General features: G+C 43.8%; 14 protein-coding genes and 1 other annotated feature. Of the genes, 11 read left to right on the forward strand and 3 right to left on the reverse strand.

From position 1 onward, the window contains the following. The first annotated feature begins 23 nt into the window (after positions 1-23). The 11 genes from AC25CA_RS05820 to AC25CA_RS05870 all read left to right on the forward strand — a co-directional run bounded on the left by AC25CA_RS05820 (position 24) and on the right by AC25CA_RS05870 (position 14250). A complete protein-coding gene (locus tag AC25CA_RS05820; protein ID WP_486816112.1) occupies positions 24-1451 on the forward strand; it encodes an ADP-ribosylglycohydrolase family protein in 1428 nt (475 codons plus the stop codon). Next, a complete protein-coding gene (locus AC25CA_RS05825) occupies positions 1426-2196 on the forward strand; it encodes a hypothetical protein (RefSeq protein ID WP_486816113.1) in 771 nt (256 codons plus the stop codon). The genes AC25CA_RS05820 and AC25CA_RS05825 overlap by 26 nt, the downstream gene beginning before the upstream one ends. 14 nt (positions 2197-2210) lie before the next feature. Continuing rightward, on the forward strand, positions 2211-2888 hold the full coding sequence (locus AC25CA_RS05830) for a cysteine hydrolase family protein (RefSeq protein ID WP_486816114.1): 678 nt from the start codon (positions 2211-2213) through the stop codon (positions 2886-2888). Between the two features lie 13 nt (positions 2889-2901). After that, positions 2902-3663 carry a nucleoside phosphorylase gene (locus AC25CA_RS05835; RefSeq protein WP_486816115.1) on the forward strand — a complete coding sequence of 254 codons (762 nt, stop codon included), beginning with the start codon at positions 2902-2904 and terminating at the stop codon, positions 3661-3663. Further along, on the forward strand, positions 3656-4861 hold the full coding sequence (locus AC25CA_RS05840; protein ID WP_486816116.1) for an FprA family A-type flavoprotein: 1206 nt from the start codon (positions 3656-3658) through the stop codon (positions 4859-4861). Before AC25CA_RS05835 ends, AC25CA_RS05840 begins: the two co-directional genes overlap by 8 nt. A 10-nt stretch (positions 4862-4871) precedes the next feature. After that, on the forward strand, positions 4872-6602 hold the full coding sequence (locus tag AC25CA_RS05845; protein ID WP_486816117.1) for a phospho-sugar mutase: 1731 nt from the start codon (positions 4872-4874) through the stop codon (positions 6600-6602). A 108-nt stretch (positions 6603-6710) separates the two neighbouring features. Then, complete coding sequence (locus tag AC25CA_RS05850) at positions 6711-7382, forward strand: hypothetical protein (protein ID WP_486816118.1); 672 nt, start codon at positions 6711-6713, stop codon at positions 7380-7382. Next, positions 7373-9967 (forward strand): ATP-dependent chaperone ClpB, encoded by a 2595-nt coding sequence (clpB, locus tag AC25CA_RS05855; RefSeq protein ID WP_486816119.1) that lies wholly within the window; start codon positions 7373-7375, stop codon positions 9965-9967. Before AC25CA_RS05850 ends, clpB begins: the two co-directional genes overlap by 10 nt. A gap of 363 nt (positions 9968-10330) precedes the next feature. Next, positions 10331-11536 carry an MFS transporter gene (locus AC25CA_RS05860; RefSeq protein ID WP_486816120.1) on the forward strand — a complete coding sequence of 402 codons (1206 nt, stop codon included), beginning with the start codon at positions 10331-10333 and terminating at the stop codon, positions 11534-11536. 100 nt (positions 11537-11636) lie between these two features. Next, positions 11637-11855, forward strand: a binding site (T-box leader). 167 nt (positions 11856-12022) lie between these two features. Then, complete coding sequence (asnS, locus tag AC25CA_RS05865; protein WP_486816121.1) at positions 12023-13414, forward strand: asparagine--tRNA ligase; 1392 nt, start codon at positions 12023-12025, stop codon at positions 13412-13414. Positions 13415-13464: 50 nt separating this feature from the next. Further along, complete coding sequence (locus tag AC25CA_RS05870) at positions 13465-14250, forward strand: GTP pyrophosphokinase (RefSeq protein ID WP_486816122.1); 786 nt, start codon at positions 13465-13467, stop codon at positions 14248-14250. 24 nt (positions 14251-14274) lie between these two features. Here the strand turns inward: AC25CA_RS05870 and AC25CA_RS05875 are convergent, their stop codons facing one another. From AC25CA_RS05875 to AC25CA_RS05885, 3 genes are read right to left on the reverse strand one after another with little or no spacing between them, the layout of a single operon-like run. Further along, on the reverse strand, positions 14275-15336 hold the full coding sequence (locus AC25CA_RS05875) for a flavodoxin family protein (protein WP_486816123.1): 1062 nt from the start codon (positions 15334-15336) through the stop codon (positions 14275-14277). Next, the gene (locus tag AC25CA_RS05880) at positions 15333-16580 is read right to left on the reverse strand and encodes a Rossmann-fold NAD(P)-binding domain-containing protein (RefSeq protein WP_486816124.1); all 1248 of its coding nucleotides are present in this window, start codon (positions 16578-16580) and stop codon (positions 15333-15335) included. Before AC25CA_RS05880 ends, AC25CA_RS05875 begins: the two co-directional genes overlap by 4 nt. Continuing rightward, positions 16577-21448 (reverse strand): cytidyltransferase, encoded by a 4872-nt coding sequence (locus AC25CA_RS05885; protein ID WP_486816125.1) that lies wholly within the window; start codon positions 21446-21448, stop codon positions 16577-16579. Before AC25CA_RS05885 ends, AC25CA_RS05880 begins: the two co-directional genes overlap by 4 nt. Positions 21449-21488: the final 40 nt, after the last annotated feature.

The raw sequence follows: 21488 nt of genomic DNA on the forward strand, positions 1-21488 counted from the left end.
AATAGAAAGGAAAGGATTTGAGGATGAAAGCATGGGAAAGTGTACGAAAAATTACAGATGAAGCAGTCCCGCGACGTCTCGCAGAAGACGAACAAACCTGGGATGCCATGAATGAAGTAGAAGCGCAGGTTGATTTTATGCTTCGCCTCTATTGGGACAGTCATGTTCCGGGTTCTTATGCTCCGGAGAGCTTGATGCTTGCTTCCATCCAGGCCGTTGAAAACCAAGGTAAGTTGGTTGAAAATGGGATGGACTTATATGAAGAGGGGTTGGCGGCCTTTGAGGCTGAAGATATGGTGGCTCTTCATCGTGTTACGGCTAAGTTGAAATATAAAGTGAATACTGCTAAAAAGGATATGGCACATAGTTATTGGCGGTCGGCATACTATGATAATTTTACTCAGTTTGCTGAGGATTCGAGCTTTCCGATATCTATGGATTGTGACGTATCGACAGATCGATTTTTAGATCAAACCTATGGGGGTTGGATGGCGCAGATTATTGGTGCCGCTTATGGAACTGCACTAGAAGGATATACCACGGTGCAGTTGGAGAAAGCCTTTGGTGATCTGGATGAGTATGTTCGTGAGCCCAACACCATGAACGATGACATTACCTATGAACTGGCATTTTTGAATGCTTTTGATCATTCTGGGTATCAAGTAACTTCTAAGGAAATTGCAGCTGAATGGATGGCCTTGGTGCCAGCCGGCTGGTCCGCAGAACAGATTGCCTTGGACAATATTCGAATGGGCATTATGCCGCCGGAATCTGGACGTCTTTATAATCCTTTTAACGAATGGATTGGGGCGCAGATGCGTGGAGCAATTTGCGGCATGGCAGCACCTGGAAATCCAAAATTAGCAGCGGAACTAGCTTGGAAAGATGGTGAAATTTCGCATATCAACAACGGGATCATCGGCGAGGTATTTAATGCCATGCTGGTTGCCATGGCCTATGAGCGACAAGATTTGCGGGTTATGTTGCGAGAAGTTATTGAGGGATTACCAAAGGAAAGTGAATACACGCGAATCGTTCAGTTCGCTTTTAATCAATGCAATATGCATGAAGACTGGCGAGTAGCATGGAAGCTATGCGAAGAAAAAGTGAAGCGGTATAATTGGATCCACGCCTATCCCAATGCGGCAGCAGAAGTTATTGCTCTTTGGTATGGAAATGGAGATTTTAACGAGACAATTGTACTGTCTGGAAAAATGGGGCAGGATGTAGATTGCAATGCCGCTCAAATTTTGAGTGTACTGGGTGTTATGAATGGGATTTCCGAAATTCCTGAGCGATGGAGAAAACCATTCGCAAACGATGAATTAGAAACTTATGTGCGTTCCATGAAAAAGATGACGATTCGGTCCCTAACGGATTGGACAGTGAAAGCGGTGCGAAAGGCAAAAGAGGAGGCGGAGAATCGTGACGGAAGAGAAGAAGCAAAATAAGCCGGCTATAAAGCCGAAAGATCAAAAACAAACTCAACCGGTTGTAAAACCGAAAGAACAGAAACAAAATCAGTCTGGAGAAAAACCTCAAGAGAAGAAGTCTGAACGGCCATCATCAAATAGAAGAAGACCATCGAATCGGAGACGGAAAAAGCCGCCGGTTTCAAATGAAGATAAAGCAAAGAATGAGCAAGGCAAGCAAACATCAAAGCAAACATCAAAGCAAAGCTCTCAGAGAGCACCTCAAAAAAAGGATCCATCCAAGGATTCAAGAAATCGAAATCAAAGCAAATCTTCTGAAGATAGAAATGCAAGACAAAAAGATTCGCAGGGTGCTAGACCATCCGGCAAAAAGAACCAGAGTTCTTCTAATCGCGGAAAGCGACGCGATCAGCATAGCAATGATCGAAGAGACAGAAACAAAAAACCAGCACCAGTATTCAAAAAGGCGAAAGCACCTCGACCAGGTCAGATTCGTCAAATGATCTTTAAGAAGAACAATAACGCATACTTCTCAAAAACAGGAGAAAAGGATGTTCGTTTGGAATTGATGGATCAAGTTGAACCTCATTTTTTGTATCGAGGCAACAATCGCAGGTATTACCTTGCTACGGAATATAGCGGAATCTTGCATGTGATCGTTGATTTTGACGAGTATGAAGAAGCTAAAGAAGCCTTGCGAATCCGAGGAGAACATGATTTCTCGCAGATTTTGGATTTTGAGGTTGAATCAAATATTGAGTAGGAAAGGAAGACGAAATGAAAGTAGAAAATCTTTCTGAACATTTTGAACAAGAGGCGCAAGAGGCAATCAAGGGAATGATTGAGCAATTGAGGGCAAAACCGCCAATGGTTTTGGAACAATTGCAATTTGACCGAACAGCAGTTATTGTTATGGATCTGGTGAATGGGTTTGCCAAGGAAGGTCCCTTAGCGGATGAACGTGTGAAAAGTTTAATTCCAGGAATTAGTCGATTGTTATCAGAAGCTTCGAAACGGAAAATTGAGATGCTGGCTTTTCGAGATTGTCATAGCAAAGAGTCCAAGGAAATGAAGTTTTATCCCGCCCATTGTTTGGCGGATGAAAAAGAGAGTGAATTGGTGGATGAAATCAAGGGCTATCACTTTAGCCATGTCATCAGTAAAAATTCAACCAATGGTTTTCACACGACGGAGTTTTTAAATTGGCTGAAAGAAAGCCGTGTAGACACCTTTATTCTTGTTGGGGACTGTACGGATCTTTGCATTCAGCATTTTGCTATTACCCTGCAGACTTATTTGAATCAGTATAATTTTGAAGGAAAAATAGTGATTCCCATGGATCTGGTGGATACCTTCCACCTGGGGATACATCATGGGGATTTGATGAATATCATGAGTTTATATCAAATGATGAGTAATGGAATTGAATTGGTGAAAGAGATTCAATACCAATAACGAGGAGGAAACAATGAAACAACCCCATATTTTATGCGAGCCATCTGAAATTGCACGATACGCACTTTTACCGGGAGATCCTGAGCGGGTGTTGCGGGTTGCAGAATTTTTGGATGATTGGAAAGAAATCGCATACAATCGAGAATTTCGAACCATTACAGGGACCTATCAAGGGGTTGCGGTTACAGTAACCTCGACGGGAATCGGTGGTGCTTCTGCATGCATCGCAATTGAAGAACTGTCTGCCTGTGGAGCGGATACCCTGATTCGAATTGGTAGTGCGGGTGCATCTCAACCGGAAGTTGAGATTGGCGACTTGATTATTTCCACGGGTGCCGTACGAGAAGAAGGTGCATCTCGGATGTATGTAGAGCATAATTATCCGGCAGTGCCTCATTTTTCGGTACTTCGGGCCCTAGTGGAAGAGGCGGAGGCTAAGGGTTTGCGTCATTTTGTTGGACTCACTCGCAGCCATGACAGCTTTTATATTGATGATGAGAGTGAGCGCATGGCAAAGGCGCATAAAAATAAGCTCTTGGGTTCGGATATGGAAACATCGGCATTGTTTGTGATTGCGTCTTTGCGTGGCTTGCGTGCCGGCAGTATTTTGAATAATGTTGTAAAATATGAATCGGATGTGAAAGAAGGCATCAATGACTATGTGGATGAGGCAGACCGTGCAGCTCAAGGCGAGAAACAAGAGATTCTGATCGCTCTTGGTGCCATCAAGCGATTGGCGGAACGGGACCTGCTGCAAGGAGGAATAAATGATTAATCACGTTGCGAAAATTACCGACAGTATTTCATGGATTGGTGTCAATGACCGCCAAAAACATCGTTTTGAAAACCTATGGCCCTTGGAACGTGGCATGGCCTACAATTCCTATGTGATTGTCGATGAGAAAATTGCCGTACTAGATACCGTGGAACGCAGCTTTCTGGAAGATTATCTAGAAAAGCTGGATGAAGTGTTGGCGGGGCGTCCGGTGGATTATTTGATTGTCAATCATATGGAACCCGATCATACCGGTGTTTTGCGAGAGATGACGGAACGATACCCAGATATGCAGTTGGTTGGAAATAAGAAAACGTTTCAATTTCTAGACAATTTTTATTGCGTAGAAGGAAACAGGCTTGAAGTAAAGGAAGGCGACGAGTTAGATCTTGGTTCTAGAAAGTTGATGTTTTCCATGATGCCTATGGTGCATTGGCCGGAAGTGATGGTAACCTACGATCAAAAGGAAGGGGTCTTGTTCTCGGCAGACGCCTTTGGATCCTTTGGCGCCTTGGATGGCGGTTTGTTTGATTCGGATTTTGATATTCCCAGAGAATTCGAATCCGAAATGCGCCGTTATTATTCCAATATTGTAGGAAAATACGGGGCACAGGTTCAGCGTGCCTTAAAGAAATTATCTGCCCTGGAGATTGAGACAATTTGTCCTCTTCATGGACCTGTTTGGCGGGAAAAGATCCCTTATCTTTTGGATCTTTACGATCGATGGTCGCGCTTGGAAGGTGAAGCGGGCGTGGTTATTGTGTATGGTTCTATGTATGGTCATACAGGGAAAATGGCTGAGCGGCTTGCCCGAAGATTGCGTGAGAATGGTGTCACCGAGATTAAACTTTTTGATGCGTCTAAAACTCATTTGTCTTATATTCTACAAGAGGTGTGGAAGTACGAGGGATTGATTATTGGGTCTTGTGCTTATAACAATGCTGTTTTTCCTCCGGTTGCGGACCTTTTGTCAAAATTAGAGCATTGGGGTGTAAAAAATCGAACGGTTGGCGCTTTCGGAAACTATACTTGGAGCGGTGGTGGTTTGAAAGGGATCTTGGCAACTTTTGAAAAATTGAAACTGGAGCCTGTTGGTCCCAATGTCGAGGCACAGAGCTGCATGCACTACGCAGAAGAAGTCTTGTTGGATGAACTGGCAGTCAACATGGCAAAAGCTCTTATAAAGGAAGAGTGCTAGACGGGAGGTTATGATGAATTATCGCGATGTGTATGAGCAATGGATGAATAATCCTTTCTTTGACGAAGCGACAAAAGCAGAACTTCGTGGACTGGAAGGAAATGAAACTGAGATTCAGGATCGTTTTTATAAGGATTTAGAATTTGGTACAGCAGGCTTGCGTGGCATCATCGGCGCTGGCACCAACCGTATGAATGCCTATATCGTTGCCCGAGCGACCCAGGGACTGGCGGAAGTTATTAAATCGGAGGGACAGGCATTTATGGATCGAGGTGTAGCGATTGCCTATGATTGCCGCCATTTTTCTCATGTGTTCTCCAAAACAGCTGCCTTGGTATTGGCAGGGAACGGAATTAAAGCCTACTTATTTGAAGACCTTCGACCAACACCGGAATTGTCATTTGCCGTTCGTCATTTGAATTGCGGAGCGGGGATTGTTGTAACGGCAAGCCATAATCCACAGGAATACAATGGATATAAGGCTTATTGGGAGGATGGTGCTCAGATTCTTCCAGAGATTGCCGATGTGGTGACGGAAGAAATTCTAAAGATTACGGATTTTGAATCGATTCCCATGGCGGATGAAACAGAAGCACTTGCATCTGGCCTCTTGGTGATGATTGGAAAAGAAATTGATGATATTTATATCAATAAAGTGAAGGCGTTGTCCTTGCGGGACGCGGAATTGGATAAGTCCCTGAAGATTGTCTATACCCCTTTGAATGGAGCAGGCAATGTGCCGGTGCGCCGAATTTTGGCCGAGCGGGGGTTTGCTGATGTTACGGTGGTGCCGGAGCAAGAGATGCCGGATCCTGATTTTACAACCGTTGGCTATCCGAATCCAGAAGACACAAAGGCCTTTGCCTATGCGGAGCGTTTGGGCAAGGAAATCGGCGCTGATCTTTTGATTGCGACAGATCCGGATTGCGATCGACTAGCTGTGGAAGTGATCAACAAGGAAGGCGGCTATACAGCGCTCAATGGAAATCAAACGGGCGCCATCTTGGTTCAATACCTGTTGGAGTCCTATACGGAATTAGGCACCATGCCTGAAAATCCTGCCATCGTCAAATCCATTGTTACGGGTGATTTGGCCAAGGTGATCGCGGAAGGCTATGGGGTCAAGACTTTTGAAGCTTTAACCGGATTTAAAAATATTTGTTCGTGGGCAAGTATTTGGGAAGAAAGCAAAGAGCAAACATTTGTCTTTGGCTATGAGGAGAGCATTGGATTCTTGGCAGGTGATTTCGTTCGTGACAAGGATGCGGTGAACGCGGCGATGTTCTTGGCGGAAGCGGCAGCCTATTATCGAACAAAAGGGAAAACCCTATTGGATATCTTAGAGGATATTTTTGTCAAGCATGGGACCTACCGAGAGCGTCAGGTTGCTTTGGTCCTAGAAGGGATTGAAGGAGCGGCGAGAATCAACAGGATGATGACCAGCTATCGTGCCAATTATCCGAGTGTGGTTGGTGGCATCAAGTTGTTGGCCGCAACGGACTATGCGGTTCAAAAGCGAACCATTGCGCAAACTGGCAAAATAGAATCCGTCGAGATCCCGCCGACCAATGGCTTGAAGTTCGAGATGGAAGGGGATAGCTGGTATGCCCTTCGTCCATCGGGAACGGAGCCGAAGATTAAGCTTTATCTCTATTCTCGCGCTGAGAATGCAGCGGAGGCGGAAGCCAAGCTGGATCAATTGGCTGAGGGTGTTTTGACGGAATTACATGCGGTTGAATAAGAGAACACCTTCGGGTGTTTTTCTTTTGTTGTAAATAATTCGTAAACGATCTTATATAACTTGACTTACGAAATATATCGCAGTAGAATTAATTTAGGAGGTGAAGCCATGAGTCGCAGTTTATATAGTTTAATTCTTTCTGACAGGGTGGTGGAAGCCATTGATCGGGAAGCTTATTTGCAGCAAAGCAATCGTTCGCGATTGATCGAACGTATTTTGGCGGAATATGCAGGGGTGGAAACCAAAGAAGCCCAGGTGAGAGAGATGATGGAAGAGATCGCAAAGCGATTATCCGCACAGAAGCATATTCAGGTATTGCCGAATCGGGAAACACAAAGTTTGGTGTATCAGGCGCCCATCCGATTTAAGTACAATCCAACCCTTCGCTATCGGTTGGAATGGCAAGAAATAGACGGGGACCACCAAGCGGTGTTGAAGATTTTTTCCCGCACTACGTCCCGATCTTTGGCGGATGCATTGGAGACATTTTTTTTGCAGATGAATCGCTGGGAGACAGAGTACGTCCCCTTTATGCAGGGAGAGAATTGCTTGTATCGGAATGAGGGAAAGGGTACCATTCAATTTGTAAAGATCTTGTATGTGGGATCTTCGGCATATGAGGAAGTAAGTCGATTGATCAGCCGTTATTTGCGACTGTTGAATACGGCCATTGAGCAGTATTTTTCCTCCGATGATCCCGTGATTCGGGAAAAACGGGGACGAGAGGTCTTAAGTCGTTGGGGCGAGGAGATTCGAAAGGAGGCAAATCGATGGAAATGAATCGATTGACACAAAAATCAATGAGTGCTTTGCAGCGTGCAGAGCAAATAGCCAAGGAAAATGGCAGTCCAGAGTTGAGACCCATGCATCTTTTTCTTGCACTCAACGAGGATTCGGAGGGACTGATTCCAAGAACCCTTGAGAAGATGGATATTGACCTTGCGAGGGTGAAGAAAGAGGCAACCGACTTGATCGAGGGTTATCCAAAGATGCAGGGTGGAACATTGTCCGTATCGGCCGCGATGGATCGAGTTATGAATGCAGCGGAGCGGGAAGCCAAAAAGATGAAGGATGAGTATTATTCAGTTGAGCATTTTTTCTTGGGACTGATCGATGAGGCGCCCAAAGATTTGCTAGACTTGTTAAACCGATTTGATTTGACTAAAGCTCGATTTCTACAAGCCCTGCAAGGAATTCGTGGGAATCAGCGGGTGGTGTCGGAAAATCCGGAATCGACTTATGATGTTTTGGAAAAATATGGTCATGATTTGGTAAAGGAAGCCAGAGAAAATCAACTGGATCCGGTGATTGGACGCGATGAAGAAATTCGTCATGTGGTACGTATTCTATCCCGAAAAACAAAGAATAATCCTGTCTTGATTGGAGAGCCTGGGGTGGGGAAAACAGCCATTGCAGAGGGATTGGCACAACGGATTGTAAAAGGTGATGTGCCGGAGAGTTTGAAGAACAAACGGATTTTTTCATTGGACATGGGTTCCTTGATTGCTGGAGCCAAGTATCGAGGTGAATTTGAGGAGCGCTTCAAAGCAGTTTTAAAGGAAATTCAAGAAAGCGACGGTCAGATCCTTCTCTTTATGGATGAGCTTCATACAGTGGTGGGTGCTGGAAAGACTGAGGGTGCCATGGATGCGGGAAATATGCTTAAGCCTTTGCTGGCCAGAGGCCTTCTTCATTGTATTGGAGCAACGACCCTTAAGGAATATCACCGATATATCGAAAAAGACGCAGCCTTGGAAAGACGTTTCCAACCGGTGCTTGTGAATGAACCGTCCGTTGAAGACACGATTTCAATTTTGCGGGGATTGAAAGAGCGCTATGAAAATTTTCATGGCGTTAAAATTGCCGATGCGGCCCTGCTTTCGGCAGCGACCCTTTCTAACCGTTATATTTCGGATCGATTCTTGCCAGATAAGGCGATTGACTTGGTGGATGAAGCCTGTGCCATGATCCGAACGGAGATGGAGTCCATGCCCGAGGAAGTCGATCAAGTTTCTCGAAGGATGATGACTCTAGAAATTGAAGAGGCGGCCTTAAAGAAAGAAAAGGATGAGATGAGTAAAGAACGGTTAGAAGTGGTCAAGCGTTTGTTAGCCCAGGATCGAGAGCAATTGACAGCCATGCGTGCACAATGGGAGGCGGAAAAGTCTCAAATTGGTAATGTGCAGGAATTGCGGTCACGCCTGGAAAATTTGCAATTTAAAATCGAGGAGGCGGAGCGGGCATATGATTTAAATCGAGCGGCTGAATTGAAATATGGTGAATTACCTGCTGCGAAGGAAGCACTTCATTCCGCAGAAAAGGACATGGAAATGCGTAGAGGAGAGCGGGATAGTCTGCTTCGAGAAGGGGTAACTGAGGAGGAAATTGCGGAGATCATTTCCAGGTGGACAGGCATTCCGTTAGCAAAACTGGTGGAGAGTGAGAAGGAAAAACTTCTACGTCTGGAAGATCGTCTGCATGAACGGGTGATTGGCCAGGACGAAGCGGTCCGATTGGTCTCCGATGCAATTTTTAGATCTCGCGCTGGGATCCAGGACCCCCGTAGACCCATTGGTTCCTTTATCTTTTTAGGACCTACGGGCGTCGGCAAGACGGAGTTGGCCAAGGCTTTGTCAGAGACCCTCTTTGATTCTGAAGATAACCTGGTTCGCATTGATATGAGTGAATACATGGAGCGCCATGCTGTCAGCAAATTGATTGGGGCACCGCCAGGATATGTGGGCTATGAGGAGGGCGGTCAACTCACCGAGATCATTCGCCGTAAGCCCTATTCAGTGGTTCTTTTCGATGAAATAGAAAAGGCGCATAAGGAGGTATTTAATATCCTTTTGCAAGTCTTGGATGATGGAAGAATTACTGATGCGCAGGGACGAACGGTAGATTTCAAGAACACGGTGATTATTATGACATCGAATTTGGGGAGCGAGCTTCTATTGGAAGAACTAGAAGTTACGGAGCTCATTAGTGTAAGGACTCGGGATGCCGTTATGAGTCGCTTGCGTGGACATTTTCGACCAGAATTTTTGAACCGCATTGACGAAATTGTCCTCTATAAGCCTTTGAGTCGATCAGAGATCTACCAAATCTTGACCTTGCAGCTGGAGATCCTGCAGAAGCGTTTAGCGGATCGCAAGCTTCAGATTCAGTTGACACAAGGTGCGCGCGATGTGATTGTTGAACATGGATACAATCCAATCTATGGTGCAAGACCACTGAAACGTTATCTTCAAAGAGAAGTGGAAACAGCCCTTGCCAAGTTGATTTTAAGAGAATCGGTGACCATGGGTGCAAGCATAGAGATTGATGGAGTCGGTGGTGTCTTGTCCTACCGGATTCTCAAGTAAAAGACGAAGCCCCATATCTTTTGGTATGGGGCTTTATCATGATCCATATTGGGCTGGGTATGCGCTGTGGATTCGAATTGCCTAAGGAAAGATTTCATGGTAAACTAGAGGCCGGAGGGCGAATATGAGAGGTCAAAATCAAATCAATACAACTTTAACCAAGTTACCTTTATGTTTGCTAGCAATTTCTGGAATTTCTGCTTTTTACGGGACGGGTGCGTCTAAAATTCGATATGAATCGTAAAGGGCAAATGGATGATCAAGCTTGTTGCAGATCAACTTTTGTTGATCTGTTTTTTTTATGTCCAATTTAGACCGGGTGGGAATTACAATACTTGATGAATTTCAGAAAGAGGGAGAACAATGACAAAAACAGTTGAGAATAAGTTGAGAGACAATGTGAAAAAGAATTACCTGTATTCATTCATGGCTAATTTTAATTTGACCCAGGGGGTATGGATGCTCTATCTGGCTTATCGAGGCTTGTCCTTATTTGAAATAGGGATGATGGAATCGATTTTTCATATTACTTCCTTTACGATGGAAGTGCCGACAGGAATGATTGCGGACTTATATGGCAGAAAGACCAGCAGAATTTTAGGGAGGCTATTGGCTGTTGTTTCAACAGTGATCATGCTCTTGTCTACGAACTTGGTTTTCTTTATGATGAGTTTTATCTTCAGTGCCTTGAGTTATAACCTTGAATCTGGAGCGGGAGATGCCTTGATCTATGATTCCCTCAAGTCGATCGGCCAAGAAAATGACTATATGAAAATTACGGGACGAAGGGAGATCTTCTATCAGTTGGCATCAACAGGCGCTCTTCTAATCGGTGGTTATCTGGCAACAATCGATTATTTGCTCGTATATCAATTTGCTTTTGTAATCGGTGTGCTTACCCTTGTACAGACCTTTTCCTTTACAGAGCCCGAGTATGGAAAAATTGAGCATGAGGAAAATGGGTTTAAAACCATGGTCAAGCAATTAAAGCGCAGCATGGGTGTGCTTGCGGCGGATAAGAAGATTGGTTTTCTAATTGTTGTGGTAGAGGTCTTTTCTTTGTATTTTACAACGGAGTTTTTTTACATGCAGAACTTGATGAAATTAGCTGGCCGTACGGAGTTTGAAATTGGCGCTACCTTGGCCATTGGTTCTTTGGGAGGAGCTTTTATGGCGTCGAGGGTTCATAAATTTGATGAAAAATATTCCCCTGATCAATTACTGCGTGCTTTTCCAGTATTGGGAATTATCGGCTTTTGGCTGATGGCCATACCGAGTATTACTTGGTTTGCATTTATCTTTTTATCCCTTGTTGAGGGTGCAATGTTTGTTTCCATCAGTGATTATATCAATCGATTGATTCCATCTGAGCAACGGGCGACCATCCTTTCTTTTCAGAGCATGCTCTTTAGTATTCTAATGATTGTCTTGTTTCCGCTTGTTGGTAAAATCGGAGATCTCTTTGGTTTGGGACGCGCATTTTTCATCATTGCAATCTTTGCGACAGTGACACTTGGGGTCCTTCAATACATTGTGACAACAAAGGCGAGCACTTTCAATAGCTTGTAGAGAACCGGTGGATGAAAGCCTTGATTTGAGCGGTTTTGAAAGCGGATTGAAAGTGGGTTTTTCGATTGACAAAAGTGCTTTGCTGTAATATCATAAATAGGGAAAGCTAACGATAGGAAGAGTAGTTTTTGTTACTTATGCAAAGCGAGCCAGAGACAGTGAAAGTCTGGTCATAAGGCAGAGATGAAAAACATCCTTGAGGCGCTGCATGGAAACAGATGGAGTATATGCAGACGGCAACCGACCGTTATCGGATTGAGTGACACGCAATCTCGCGTGTAACTAGGGTGGTACCGCGAATAGACCTTTCGTCCCTTTTGGGATGAGAGGTTTTTTTATTTACAATGAATCAATCTTCGTTACGTCTTCAGCAAGGATTCAACTTGCTGACAAAGGCAAGGGTTCAATCAACGAGTAGGGTGTAAACGAAGAGGATCTGTCTTGAACAAGGATCAAGGCAGAATTCATGAATTGAGGAGGAAGAAAATGGAAGGCATTAAGATTCGAGAAATTCACAACCATGCAGAACGCTTTGAAAATCAAGAAATTACCGTAATGGGATGGGTGCGCACCAATCGCGGATCCAAGCATTTTGGTTTTATTGAGTTAAATGACGGTTCTCATTTTAGGGGCATTCAAGTTGTCTATGAGGGCGAACTGGAAAATTTTGATGTGATAAAGAAATTTAGTGTTTCATCATCTTTGAAAGTGAAAGGAATCCTGGTACTAACACCAGAAAGTAAACAACCTTATGAGGTGAAAGCAACTTCGATTGAAATGCTAGGGGATTGTCCAAGTGATTATCCTTTGCAAAAAAAACGCCATAGTTTTGAATATTTGCGAACGATTGCGCATTTACGACCGCGGACCAATACCTTTTCAGCTGTATTCCGTGTTCGGTCATTGGCTGCTTTTGCCATTCATCAATATTTTCAGGATCAAGGATTTGTATATGTGCATACACCAATCATTACGGGTTCCGACGCTGAGGGCGCAGGAGAGATGTTCCGTGTGACAACACTAGATCTTCAAAATCTGCCTCGTACAGAAGAAGGCAAATTGGATGAAAAGCGAGATTTCTTCGGGAAGGAAACGAATTTGACTGTATCGGGTCAATTGTCTGCTGAGACTTATGCCTTGGCTATGAGAGACGTCTATACCTTTGGACCGACTTTCCGTGCTGAGAACTCCAATACGGCACGCCATGCAGCGGAGTTTTGGATGATTGAACCAGAAATTGCCTTTGCTGATCTTCAAGATGATATGGAAATGGCTGAAGGTATGTTGAAGTATATTATTTCTTACGTAATGGAGAAGGCGCCAGAAGAGTTGGAATTTTTCAATAAGTTTGTGGACAAGGGATTGCTGGAGCGGCTAAATCATGTTCTTACTTCTGATTTTGCCCGCATTACCTATACGGAAGCCATTGAAATTTTGCAAAAGGCAGATCATAAATTTGACTTCCCAGTTTCATGGGGGATCGATTTACAAACGGAGCATGAGCGATATATCACTGAAGAGGTGTATAACCGTCCTGTATTCGTTACGGATTATCCAAAGGAAATCAAGGCCTTTTATATGCGTTTGAATGACGATAAGAAGACCGTAGCGGCCATGGACTTGCTTGTACCGGGTATTGGTGAGATTATCGGTGGAAGCCAGCGTGAAGAACGTCTGGATGTCTTGCAAACAAGAATTAAGGAAATGGGTCTTAGTGAAGAAGATTACTGGTGGTATTTGGAGCTTAGAAAGTACGGAACGGCCAAGCACGCTGGCTTCGGCTTGGGATTTGAAAGAGCGATTATGTATTTGACAGGAATGGCAAATATTCGTGACGTTGTTTCTTTTCCACGTACGGTGAAAAACGCAGAATTTTAAATCCCAGATTTTGGGGTATTTAATACTCGGATAGATTGGAGGCGTGTAACGTGATTCCAAATTGGAAAGAGATTTTAATTGTATATGAGCAAGCCGTCGATGAGTTGAAATTGAAGTTCAAGCGAATTCGTAAAGAATTTCGTGCCATGGATGAGTATTCTCCGATCGAGTTTGTTACGGGACGAGTCAAAGAGATCAATAGCATTATTAACAAAGCAAACTTGAGGGGAATTCCGATCTCAGATGTGGAAACGGGAATTGAGGATATTGCCGGCATTCGAATCATGTGTCAGTTCGAGGATGATATTCATCGCGTGGTAGATTTGATTAAGAGTCGCTATGATATGGAAGTGGTGGAAGAACGGGACTATGTGACCAATCATAAGGAGAGCGGATACCGCAGTTACCATATGATTATTCGCTATCGCGTGAATACTGCTCATGGCGTGAAGCCGGTCTTAGCGGAGATTCAGATTCGTACTCTTGCCATGAATTTTTGGGCAACCATTGAACATTCCTTAAACTATAAATTTGATCAGCAGATTCCAGAGCATATTGGTGCACGATTGCAGGAGGCTGCGGAGGCGGTTTATAATTTGGATCGGCAGATGTCGCAAATTCGGGAAGAGATTATGGATGCGCAGGAATTATTTGCTTCTCGTGCGCATTTGGTGGAAGATTCTATGAATATGCTGCAGAACTTGTATATGTCGGGCAAGGTTGATGAGATCGACGAGCTTTATGATGAATTTATGCTTTTGCAGAAAAAGGGAAATTTAAAGCAACTGCGAGAATTTCGTCAGCGGCTGACGATTTCTATGAAAAATAGATTTTAATAACAAAAAAACAAGCTGGGTCGATTAATCGACCCAGCTTGTTTTTATTTCATTGACAAGATTTTTTGCGAATTCAGAAGCCTGAAATTCGATGTTTGAACGGGCTAAAATGGCATTTTTGCTATTCGCAGTTGCAGTTAGAGAAAACTGAGGCGGCAAACGGAAGGTTTTGTTGATATTCAAAGCGCTGATCAATTGATGTTGCAGGCATTCAGAACCCGAGTTACCCGAAACAACTATGCCGAATAGGCTTTTGTTATAAAAATTATGGGTTCTAAATAGCGCTGTCATTCGGTTGATGGTGGCTGTCAGGTTTGCAGATAGGGCATCGTTGTAGTTGGGGCAGGCCCATAGAATAGCATCGGCTTTCAAGATGGCAGGATAGATTTCTTCCACCATAACGCCACCGTAAAAGCAACGCATCTGTTGGCCAAAGTGTCTGCAGGTGGTGTAGGGGCAGCCAATGCAGTCACGTACCGTCCCATTTTCAATATGGATCTCTTGTACCCTTACCGACTTGGGTAAATGCTTTTTCACCATTGCCCATAGTTGCAAGGTGCTGGATGTATTTTCATTGCTCGCATGCAGTACGAGGAGAGAGGGATGTTTCTTTACGATAGGGCTGTCTGCCAGCAAACGAACCACCAGATTTTCACATTCTGTTAAACAAATCTCTTGTCTGCTTTTGCCTTTAACGGTTTCCATCAGTTGCCAATTGACCAGGTCTTTTGCAGCTTCAACAATGGGGCGTCCCATAAACCTGCACCCCAATTCATTGGCGCGTAAAATTAAGTCTACGGCAAAATCACGGCTATAGCGTTCCGAATTGCTGTGAATCAGGATTGCTGCTTCACTTCCAGAGAGGGACTGTGCTCTTGGATCCAGCTTCATAAGAAAGGCGGATAATTCCGGACAGAGATTCCAAACATTAACTTGGATGGCAAAGAGGATCTTTGCGTTTTGTAAATTTGGCAATGGGTCACCCATGCAAAAGACACCATCCGGGTGGTGGGTCCATGCCGCGCCCAACATGCGTTTCAATTGTCGAGAGGATTCTCCCAGTTGAATAACATAAAAAGGTTTCACAAAATCGCCTCCAATCCGTGATGGCTTTCTTTTAATCGTTCCATCAACGGGACGGGGAGAGTTAATCGTTCAAATTCAACGCCAGAAGCCAATAATTGATTGGCGGCACCAAAGTATACGCCTCCAAGAAAATTGGCGCTTAAGTGCCAGTTGCCACGAATCATGGAAAGGATGGATAAGGCTCCAGAAGAAAGGGCGGGTGCGATATAGGGCTTAAAGCCTACCTCGCGAACCAGGTGGTTGGCGTGAAGAGTCGCTTTCGTAAGCAGTATGCTTTTCTCTTCTTCGTATTCCAAAATGGAGTTTGCAATAACCAGTCCCTTTCCGTGGGGACCATAGGCACGTCCATGAGTTAAAAATTCGGAATCTCCAATGGTGGATTCGGCCAAATATGCGGCGCGTGCATACATGACACCAAGGCCGAAACCGTGGATTTGTTCGGGACGAAGTCCCTGGTAGTCCAAATGATCCTGGTATGTATTGCTATCCAAATATGCGGACAGGCACAAGGGATCGACAGGGTCGGAAACCACGCAAAATTCTCCTTGAAAATCATTGAGTCTTGCCATTTGCGCGTATTCCTTCAGGATCTTTCGATTGCCTTCGAATTGCACCATTCGAACATCACCAGAGGTTTGGGACAATGGTGGAATTCCCTTTGAAGCACAAAAAACGAAATAATCGCCATCGAAGACTTCTTCCTTTTCAATGGCTCGTACTCGGGGTGTCTGTTTGCTTTGCCCGAAGGTGAGGATCTGATTGGTTTCAAGAACAAAGCGCTTTTGCTTCTCGGGGCTTCGATCATAGATTCCAATTTCATCGATGCAATCGTTCCCGGTCAGGCACAAGCCTATTAAAAGGGTGCTGCCTACATCTCCCAGGGCGACCAGATTCAGTCGGATACCTTTGCGCTTTCGCGGGGGAGACGTTATCAGTTGTTCCCATTTTGGCCAGGAACGATTGATGGCGCGGCAGGGAAGTCCTTCGGGAACAAAATCAATCAGGGATGAAGCTTGGGGCGACGGTGTGTTTAGTCGCTCCAAGCTATCGTGATCGACAAGACTTTCTCGTTGGATAAGAGGAAATTGTGCTGCGTTTTTTCTAGGATCGCCGGAGAAGAATATCACGGCTTCTGTGGCTTCATTTGGAAATCGAGGGACCATATATTCTTCCCATTTGGTAATTGGCTGGTCAGCGATGCAAGCGATCTGTGAATCCATTAGATGATAGAAATAGGGTCTCATTTTTCCTCCCGAGTAAAGAGTGATTGAATACGCTTTAAGTGCGCCTGATCGTATTCGAGATAGTTTGATACCTTTAAAGAGGGATCATACTCCAGTAAATCACTGCGATCAGGGAATCGAGGTGTGGAAAAGATTTCACCAAGATTGGTGATGCATAATGCACGATCATTGAGTTGCTGATATTCTCGTTCCAAGGTACGGAATATTTGATAGGTATTCTTTAGGACGGTTTCTGACAACTTGTAAATTGCAGAAACTGGCGTATCTTTAATATAGCTTGGTGAAGCATAAGGCAATACAAAATTCACAGATGGAATCATATTTGACTTGTAATCGACCATTCGTTCAACGGCGTCTCCTCCGATAAAGGGATAAAGGATGCTTTCATTGAACCATACGTTTAGATTGGGAACAAAGTATGCGGATTCTACATCCAAGTCTTGTAATTCCATCAATTCTTGTCCCTGACTAGAAAGGATGCCAACGATCGTTTTCTCCACCCGCACATGATGTTGATTGAATTTTGGTAGAACTGCTTTTATTCGATAGCCCTTGTGCAGGATATCATCAATCAAAAGAACTGGCCTTTGGAAGGATTTCAACATACGAATCTGCTCATCCAAACTGAGGTAATAGGGCGTTTGATGAATATAAAAGGAATGCGTATCACCCGTATAGGTCTTCTCTGTATGGAGGGTTTTGGTTGCCGTATTGGGTACAAATCGTCCCTTCAAAATAGACCCGTATGGAACACATAGATTAGGTCCCAAGGTCCGAATTGGTCCTTGAACAGGGTCGACATGATTATTGCGGCAGATGATCTCCATCAGCTTCTCATTCATGATTTTCCGGTCAAAGGTCAATAATAATTGTCCTGGATACAAAGCAACCAAAGCTTCTCTCAGGGCGTCGCGACTTTTATGAATGACACGTATGACTTTTGGATTGTGGAGGTATGGTTCTTTCAACAAGGCTTTAATATTTAGGTACAAGGTACTTGGATTTGTCATGGATACCAAGTAGATTGGCAATTTAGTTTCCCCGGATTCCTGCGGAACGGGGATGAAGCCCTGTAGTTTTAAAATTTTATAGTTGCGTTCATCCATTGCGGGATGATGAAGAGGCTCGTGGTACACAGCAGAGGTGTAATCCTTCTGAAGTGCGAAACTCAGGGTTTCAGTTAAAAGAATTTGTCCCAAATGGCGATATGGAGATCCGGCATGAGTGAAAATTCCAGCGATTAAGGCAATCCGTCCGACTGCTTTTTGTCGAATAAAATCAGCGGATGTATGATCGTGAAATTCACGGAAGATCATCGAGTTTCTCAACCATCGGAAAGGAACGGCTCCAACGATGGTTTGCCCGTTTGTTTCCCTTGCAATCAAAAGTCGAGAGCTGTCTAAGGTGAAAAAGTTTTTGAAATCAATGGGAAAGTCGCCAAATTGATTGCGTAGTTCCGAAATGACTTCATAGCGAAATTCTTCAATGATTTCAAAGCTCAAGGTGCTGGTGGACACCGGTGATTTCATCTGCGGTTCATGGCGATAGAAACCACGCGCCATAATGTATTTTTGCGCAAGGGGATCAATCATCATAGAAACATCCCGATTTTGATCGATGTACTTCCGAATTTGGGTGGAAGAAATATCCTCATATTCCTCGGGTAAACAGAGTCTTACAGCTGGTTCTTTCATTCGTTTCAAAAATGGTTGGAGTGGATCTGGATCTACCTTGTCACAATTTCTCTCAAAAATGACATGAGGAAAATCGTGAATGGAGAAATCCTCAGTTTTTGCATAGGCAGAGGCGTGAAGAATCACATCGCTTCCCACAACGATGGAAACCGGATCATCTCCAAAGCAGTCCTGCAACTCCCTCAAATCTGTCGAATTTGCAATATTGACGGATAAGGAAGCAGGGAAGAGATAGATATTGAGTTCATCGGCAATGGTCATGTCGATGATATTTCTTCGTATCATATTGGGTTGTGTGCGCTTTGACCAAGAAAATTCATCCACCGCCAAGAAGACCTCATAGCCCATATTCCGAATACTCTCCGCAATTTTTTTATGGGAGATGGAGAATGGGTCGAAGGTTCCCGGGAAGAAGGCCTTTTTGTCATTGGTGTATACAGGAACTTTCCTATTGGTGAATTCGTAATCTGCAATGAATCGATAGATATGGTTCAGGGATACAGAATCATTCAGTTGAAGCAAGTCAGTTCTACGTCCTGACTCGGCCAAAACCAACATTTTTTTCGCTACGATGGACAATAGATTCTGTTTTTCCTTCATGTTTAATTTGTTTGAACCAAAGACGTCTTTACCAAGCACAAGGAAGGCTTCACGCTTTACTTCTTGATCGAAGTTTACAAAGCTATTCAAGATTAGGCTGACCATGGTGATTAGACGGTGTCTAATTACCTCATCATTTTCTTGGAATCGTGGTGCGTATTGGGCGTAATTCTCTATACAAATGCCAATGGTTTTTAACATTAAAACCGTAATTTGTTGGTTGGAAACCTTTGTTTTATCAACAAAATCAGCGATGATTTCATCTAATTCTCTCGGCTGTAGATGGAGCATGACCCTGCCCAAATAGCGGGGAATAAAATTAGTGAATTGAAAGTTTTCCATCTCTAAGGCACGCATAAGTTCGATGGTCACATCGTTTTTTTGTTCCTTGCTGAGATAAGGAAAGACTTCTACCAAGGCGATTCCTGCGTGGTTTCTCACATTCTCTACTTCGCTGACCTTCAATAGGTTGCAAAAATGGATGGCTGTATGGATTTTATCAATATTTGGAAATCCAGCAATAAGAAAATCAGCAAGCAAATGAACATGCACTTTTTTGAATACCCATGGGGTAGCTGTTTTCAGGTTTTGCAGGTAGATGTCAGATAGATCTTGGCCATCGATTCGGCAAATGCCATAGTAATGCTCGATAACAGGCTTTGGCACTTTAATGCGTTCAGCAAGTTTTAAACGAAGATAGTTTTCGGCTGGATCTTCAGATCTTTCAAGTTTCCGCTTTAATATTCGACCGAGTTCGTCGATAAACCACCCTTGATTGGGCACTTTATTGACGAGGTTCCAGATTCGTTCCAAGGCGGTTACACGAATTATACGGTCTTGATCAGACAGTGCGCTTAATAAAAGGCGAAGGGGCTGAATCATAACAGCCTCGTCAAAATTTTTCATAGGAATTCGTTTGATAATTTGCATTAAATAGAACTTGGTTCGATAGACTGAAAAATTTTCTTTGTTGTAGTTGGATAATACGATTTTTCGATAGGTATCCAGTTTTCCCTTTTTTGCATGCTGAAATAAAGTAGCTAGAACAACCCTCAAGTTGTGGGTTATCCAGATCTGGTGTTGATCAATTAGTTGAGGATCTGGATGCAAGATTTTTTTAATGTAACTTTCCAGCAGGTCGTCACTGCGATAGACTGCTTCTGGCAGGTTTACATTTTTGGGAATTTCTTTTCGATATTCCTCGTCAAAGTTGGCAATGAGCATACCAATGACACCGGCTGCCTGACGGCGGATATCACCATCTTTATTGGTTAAAAGATCATATAAAAATTGAATGGTGATGAGCTTTTGATCTTGTGTCAGGTAGGTGGTATATTCCTCTAACACCTGGAGATAGCCGCGAAGTTTTTGTGGATCACTTTCACTGCGGGCCTGCTCCAAAATACTGCTTAGGGATCCGACAGACCGGAAGTTATGCATCAAGTCGATATTGTGTCGAATGGCCATAAATTTGATATTTTCAATGACCTCTTGATGGTGCATCAGGGCATAATGGCGAACTGGAGCAGGCTCCTGCGGCACATGTTCCAGATTGAGGTTGACATTTTGATCACGGAGAAAGGACTCAAAGTCTTTTAGCTTTGCATAGACTTTCCGATATCGATTCGCCTTTGCTTCGTCAACATTGTCGAGTTTATTCAAGATGATATCGAAGGCTTCGTCCAAGGAAAAAATATGCATGTGGCGTTCTCCATTGGGGAGGATTCGATTCTTCACACGAAAATCGCAATAAATGAGAAGTAGGGATTCCACGGGTAGGTTTTCTAGTTCCAGGTCCCAAGTGGAATGGTTGGTTGCGATATGACCGATATAGAGCAAATCGTGACGCTTGGTCCACTCATCGGTGTAGTAGTAATGAAAGTATGGTACACGTTGCAAGCATTCGCCTGTACAGCCGAACTTGCCGATATCGTGAGAAGCGGCGGCACCGGAAACTACCCCCAAGTCCACAGGAAGACCCAATCGGAAACATTGACGTCCTAGATGAACAGCCAGGGAATGTACACCGGAAACATGGTGAATATTGTTGTGGTTGGTCAATTCAAAATGGAGTTTCATCAATTCGTAGATCATGTCACGATCAAAAGCGGTTACGAATTTCCGATATTCGTGTCGATTGATAATCATTTCATCCTCAACGGGAAGAAAATCTAGACGATAATCAAAGGGTACGCGAGTGGATTTCTTTTCGATTTCACTGAAAAAATGGAAGATATGAATAAATAATTCCGCAGCCAGCTCCAAATGAGGAGAAAATTCGATTTCGATACTGGTAGGATAAGCGTGTTTTAAAATAAACTGATAGCAATAGGCAAGCCAGTCATCGGGCGGTTGTCGCTTGGAAAGATCGTAAAGAATGGGTTGACAAAGCGATAGGATAGAACGCCCGGAATAATTATGCTGTGAGCAGATTCGCTCGAAGTGTTGTTTAAAATCATGAGCTTGAATAGATAATTGAATAAAAGCAGCTACGTCTTGATTTTCAGTGAGCCACTCGAGGTGATCGAATGATTGAACAAAGTACTGATATGGTGCTACTTGTTTTTGATTCATCGGTAGCCTCCTCTAAATGATTTCATTATTAGTATATAAT

The sequence above is a fragment of the Gottschalkiaceae bacterium SANA genome, assembly GCA_036323355.1.
Lineage (GTDB): Bacteria > Bacillota > Clostridia > Tissierellales > GPF-1 > GPF-1.

What these genes read in the sequence shown, in the direction of transcription:
- AC25CA_RS05840 (WP_486816116.1), top strand. Translation starts at nt 3,656, where the DNA reads ATGATTAATCACGTTGCGAAAATTACCGACAGTATTTCATGGATTGGT.
- AC25CA_RS05850 (WP_486816118.1), top strand. Translation starts at nt 6,711, where the DNA reads ATGAGTCGCAGTTTATATAGTTTAATTCTTTCTGACAGGGTGGTGGAA.
- AC25CA_RS05830 (WP_486816114.1), top strand. Translation starts at nt 2,211, where the DNA reads ATGAAAGTAGAAAATCTTTCTGAACATTTTGAACAAGAGGCGCAAGAG.
- clpB (WP_486816119.1), top strand. Translation starts at nt 7,373, where the DNA reads ATGGAAATGAATCGATTGACACAAAAATCAATGAGTGCTTTGCAGCGT.
- AC25CA_RS05845 (WP_486816117.1), top strand. Translation starts at nt 4,872, where the DNA reads ATGATGAATTATCGCGATGTGTATGAGCAATGGATGAATAATCCTTTC.
- AC25CA_RS05835 (WP_486816115.1), top strand. Translation starts at nt 2,902, where the DNA reads ATGAAACAACCCCATATTTTATGCGAGCCATCTGAAATTGCACGATAC.
- AC25CA_RS05880 (WP_486816124.1), bottom strand. Translation starts at nt 16,580, where the DNA reads ATGAGACCCTATTTCTATCATCTAATGGATTCACAGATCGCTTGCATC.
- AC25CA_RS05820 (WP_486816112.1), top strand. Translation starts at nt 24, where the DNA reads ATGAAAGCATGGGAAAGTGTACGAAAAATTACAGATGAAGCAGTCCCG.
- AC25CA_RS05885 (WP_486816125.1), bottom strand. Translation starts at nt 21,448, where the DNA reads ATGAATCAAAAACAAGTAGCACCATATCAGTACTTTGTTCAATCATTC.
- AC25CA_RS05860 (WP_486816120.1), top strand. Translation starts at nt 10,331, where the DNA reads ATGACAAAAACAGTTGAGAATAAGTTGAGAGACAATGTGAAAAAGAAT.
- asnS (WP_486816121.1), top strand. Translation starts at nt 12,023, where the DNA reads ATGGAAGGCATTAAGATTCGAGAAATTCACAACCATGCAGAACGCTTT.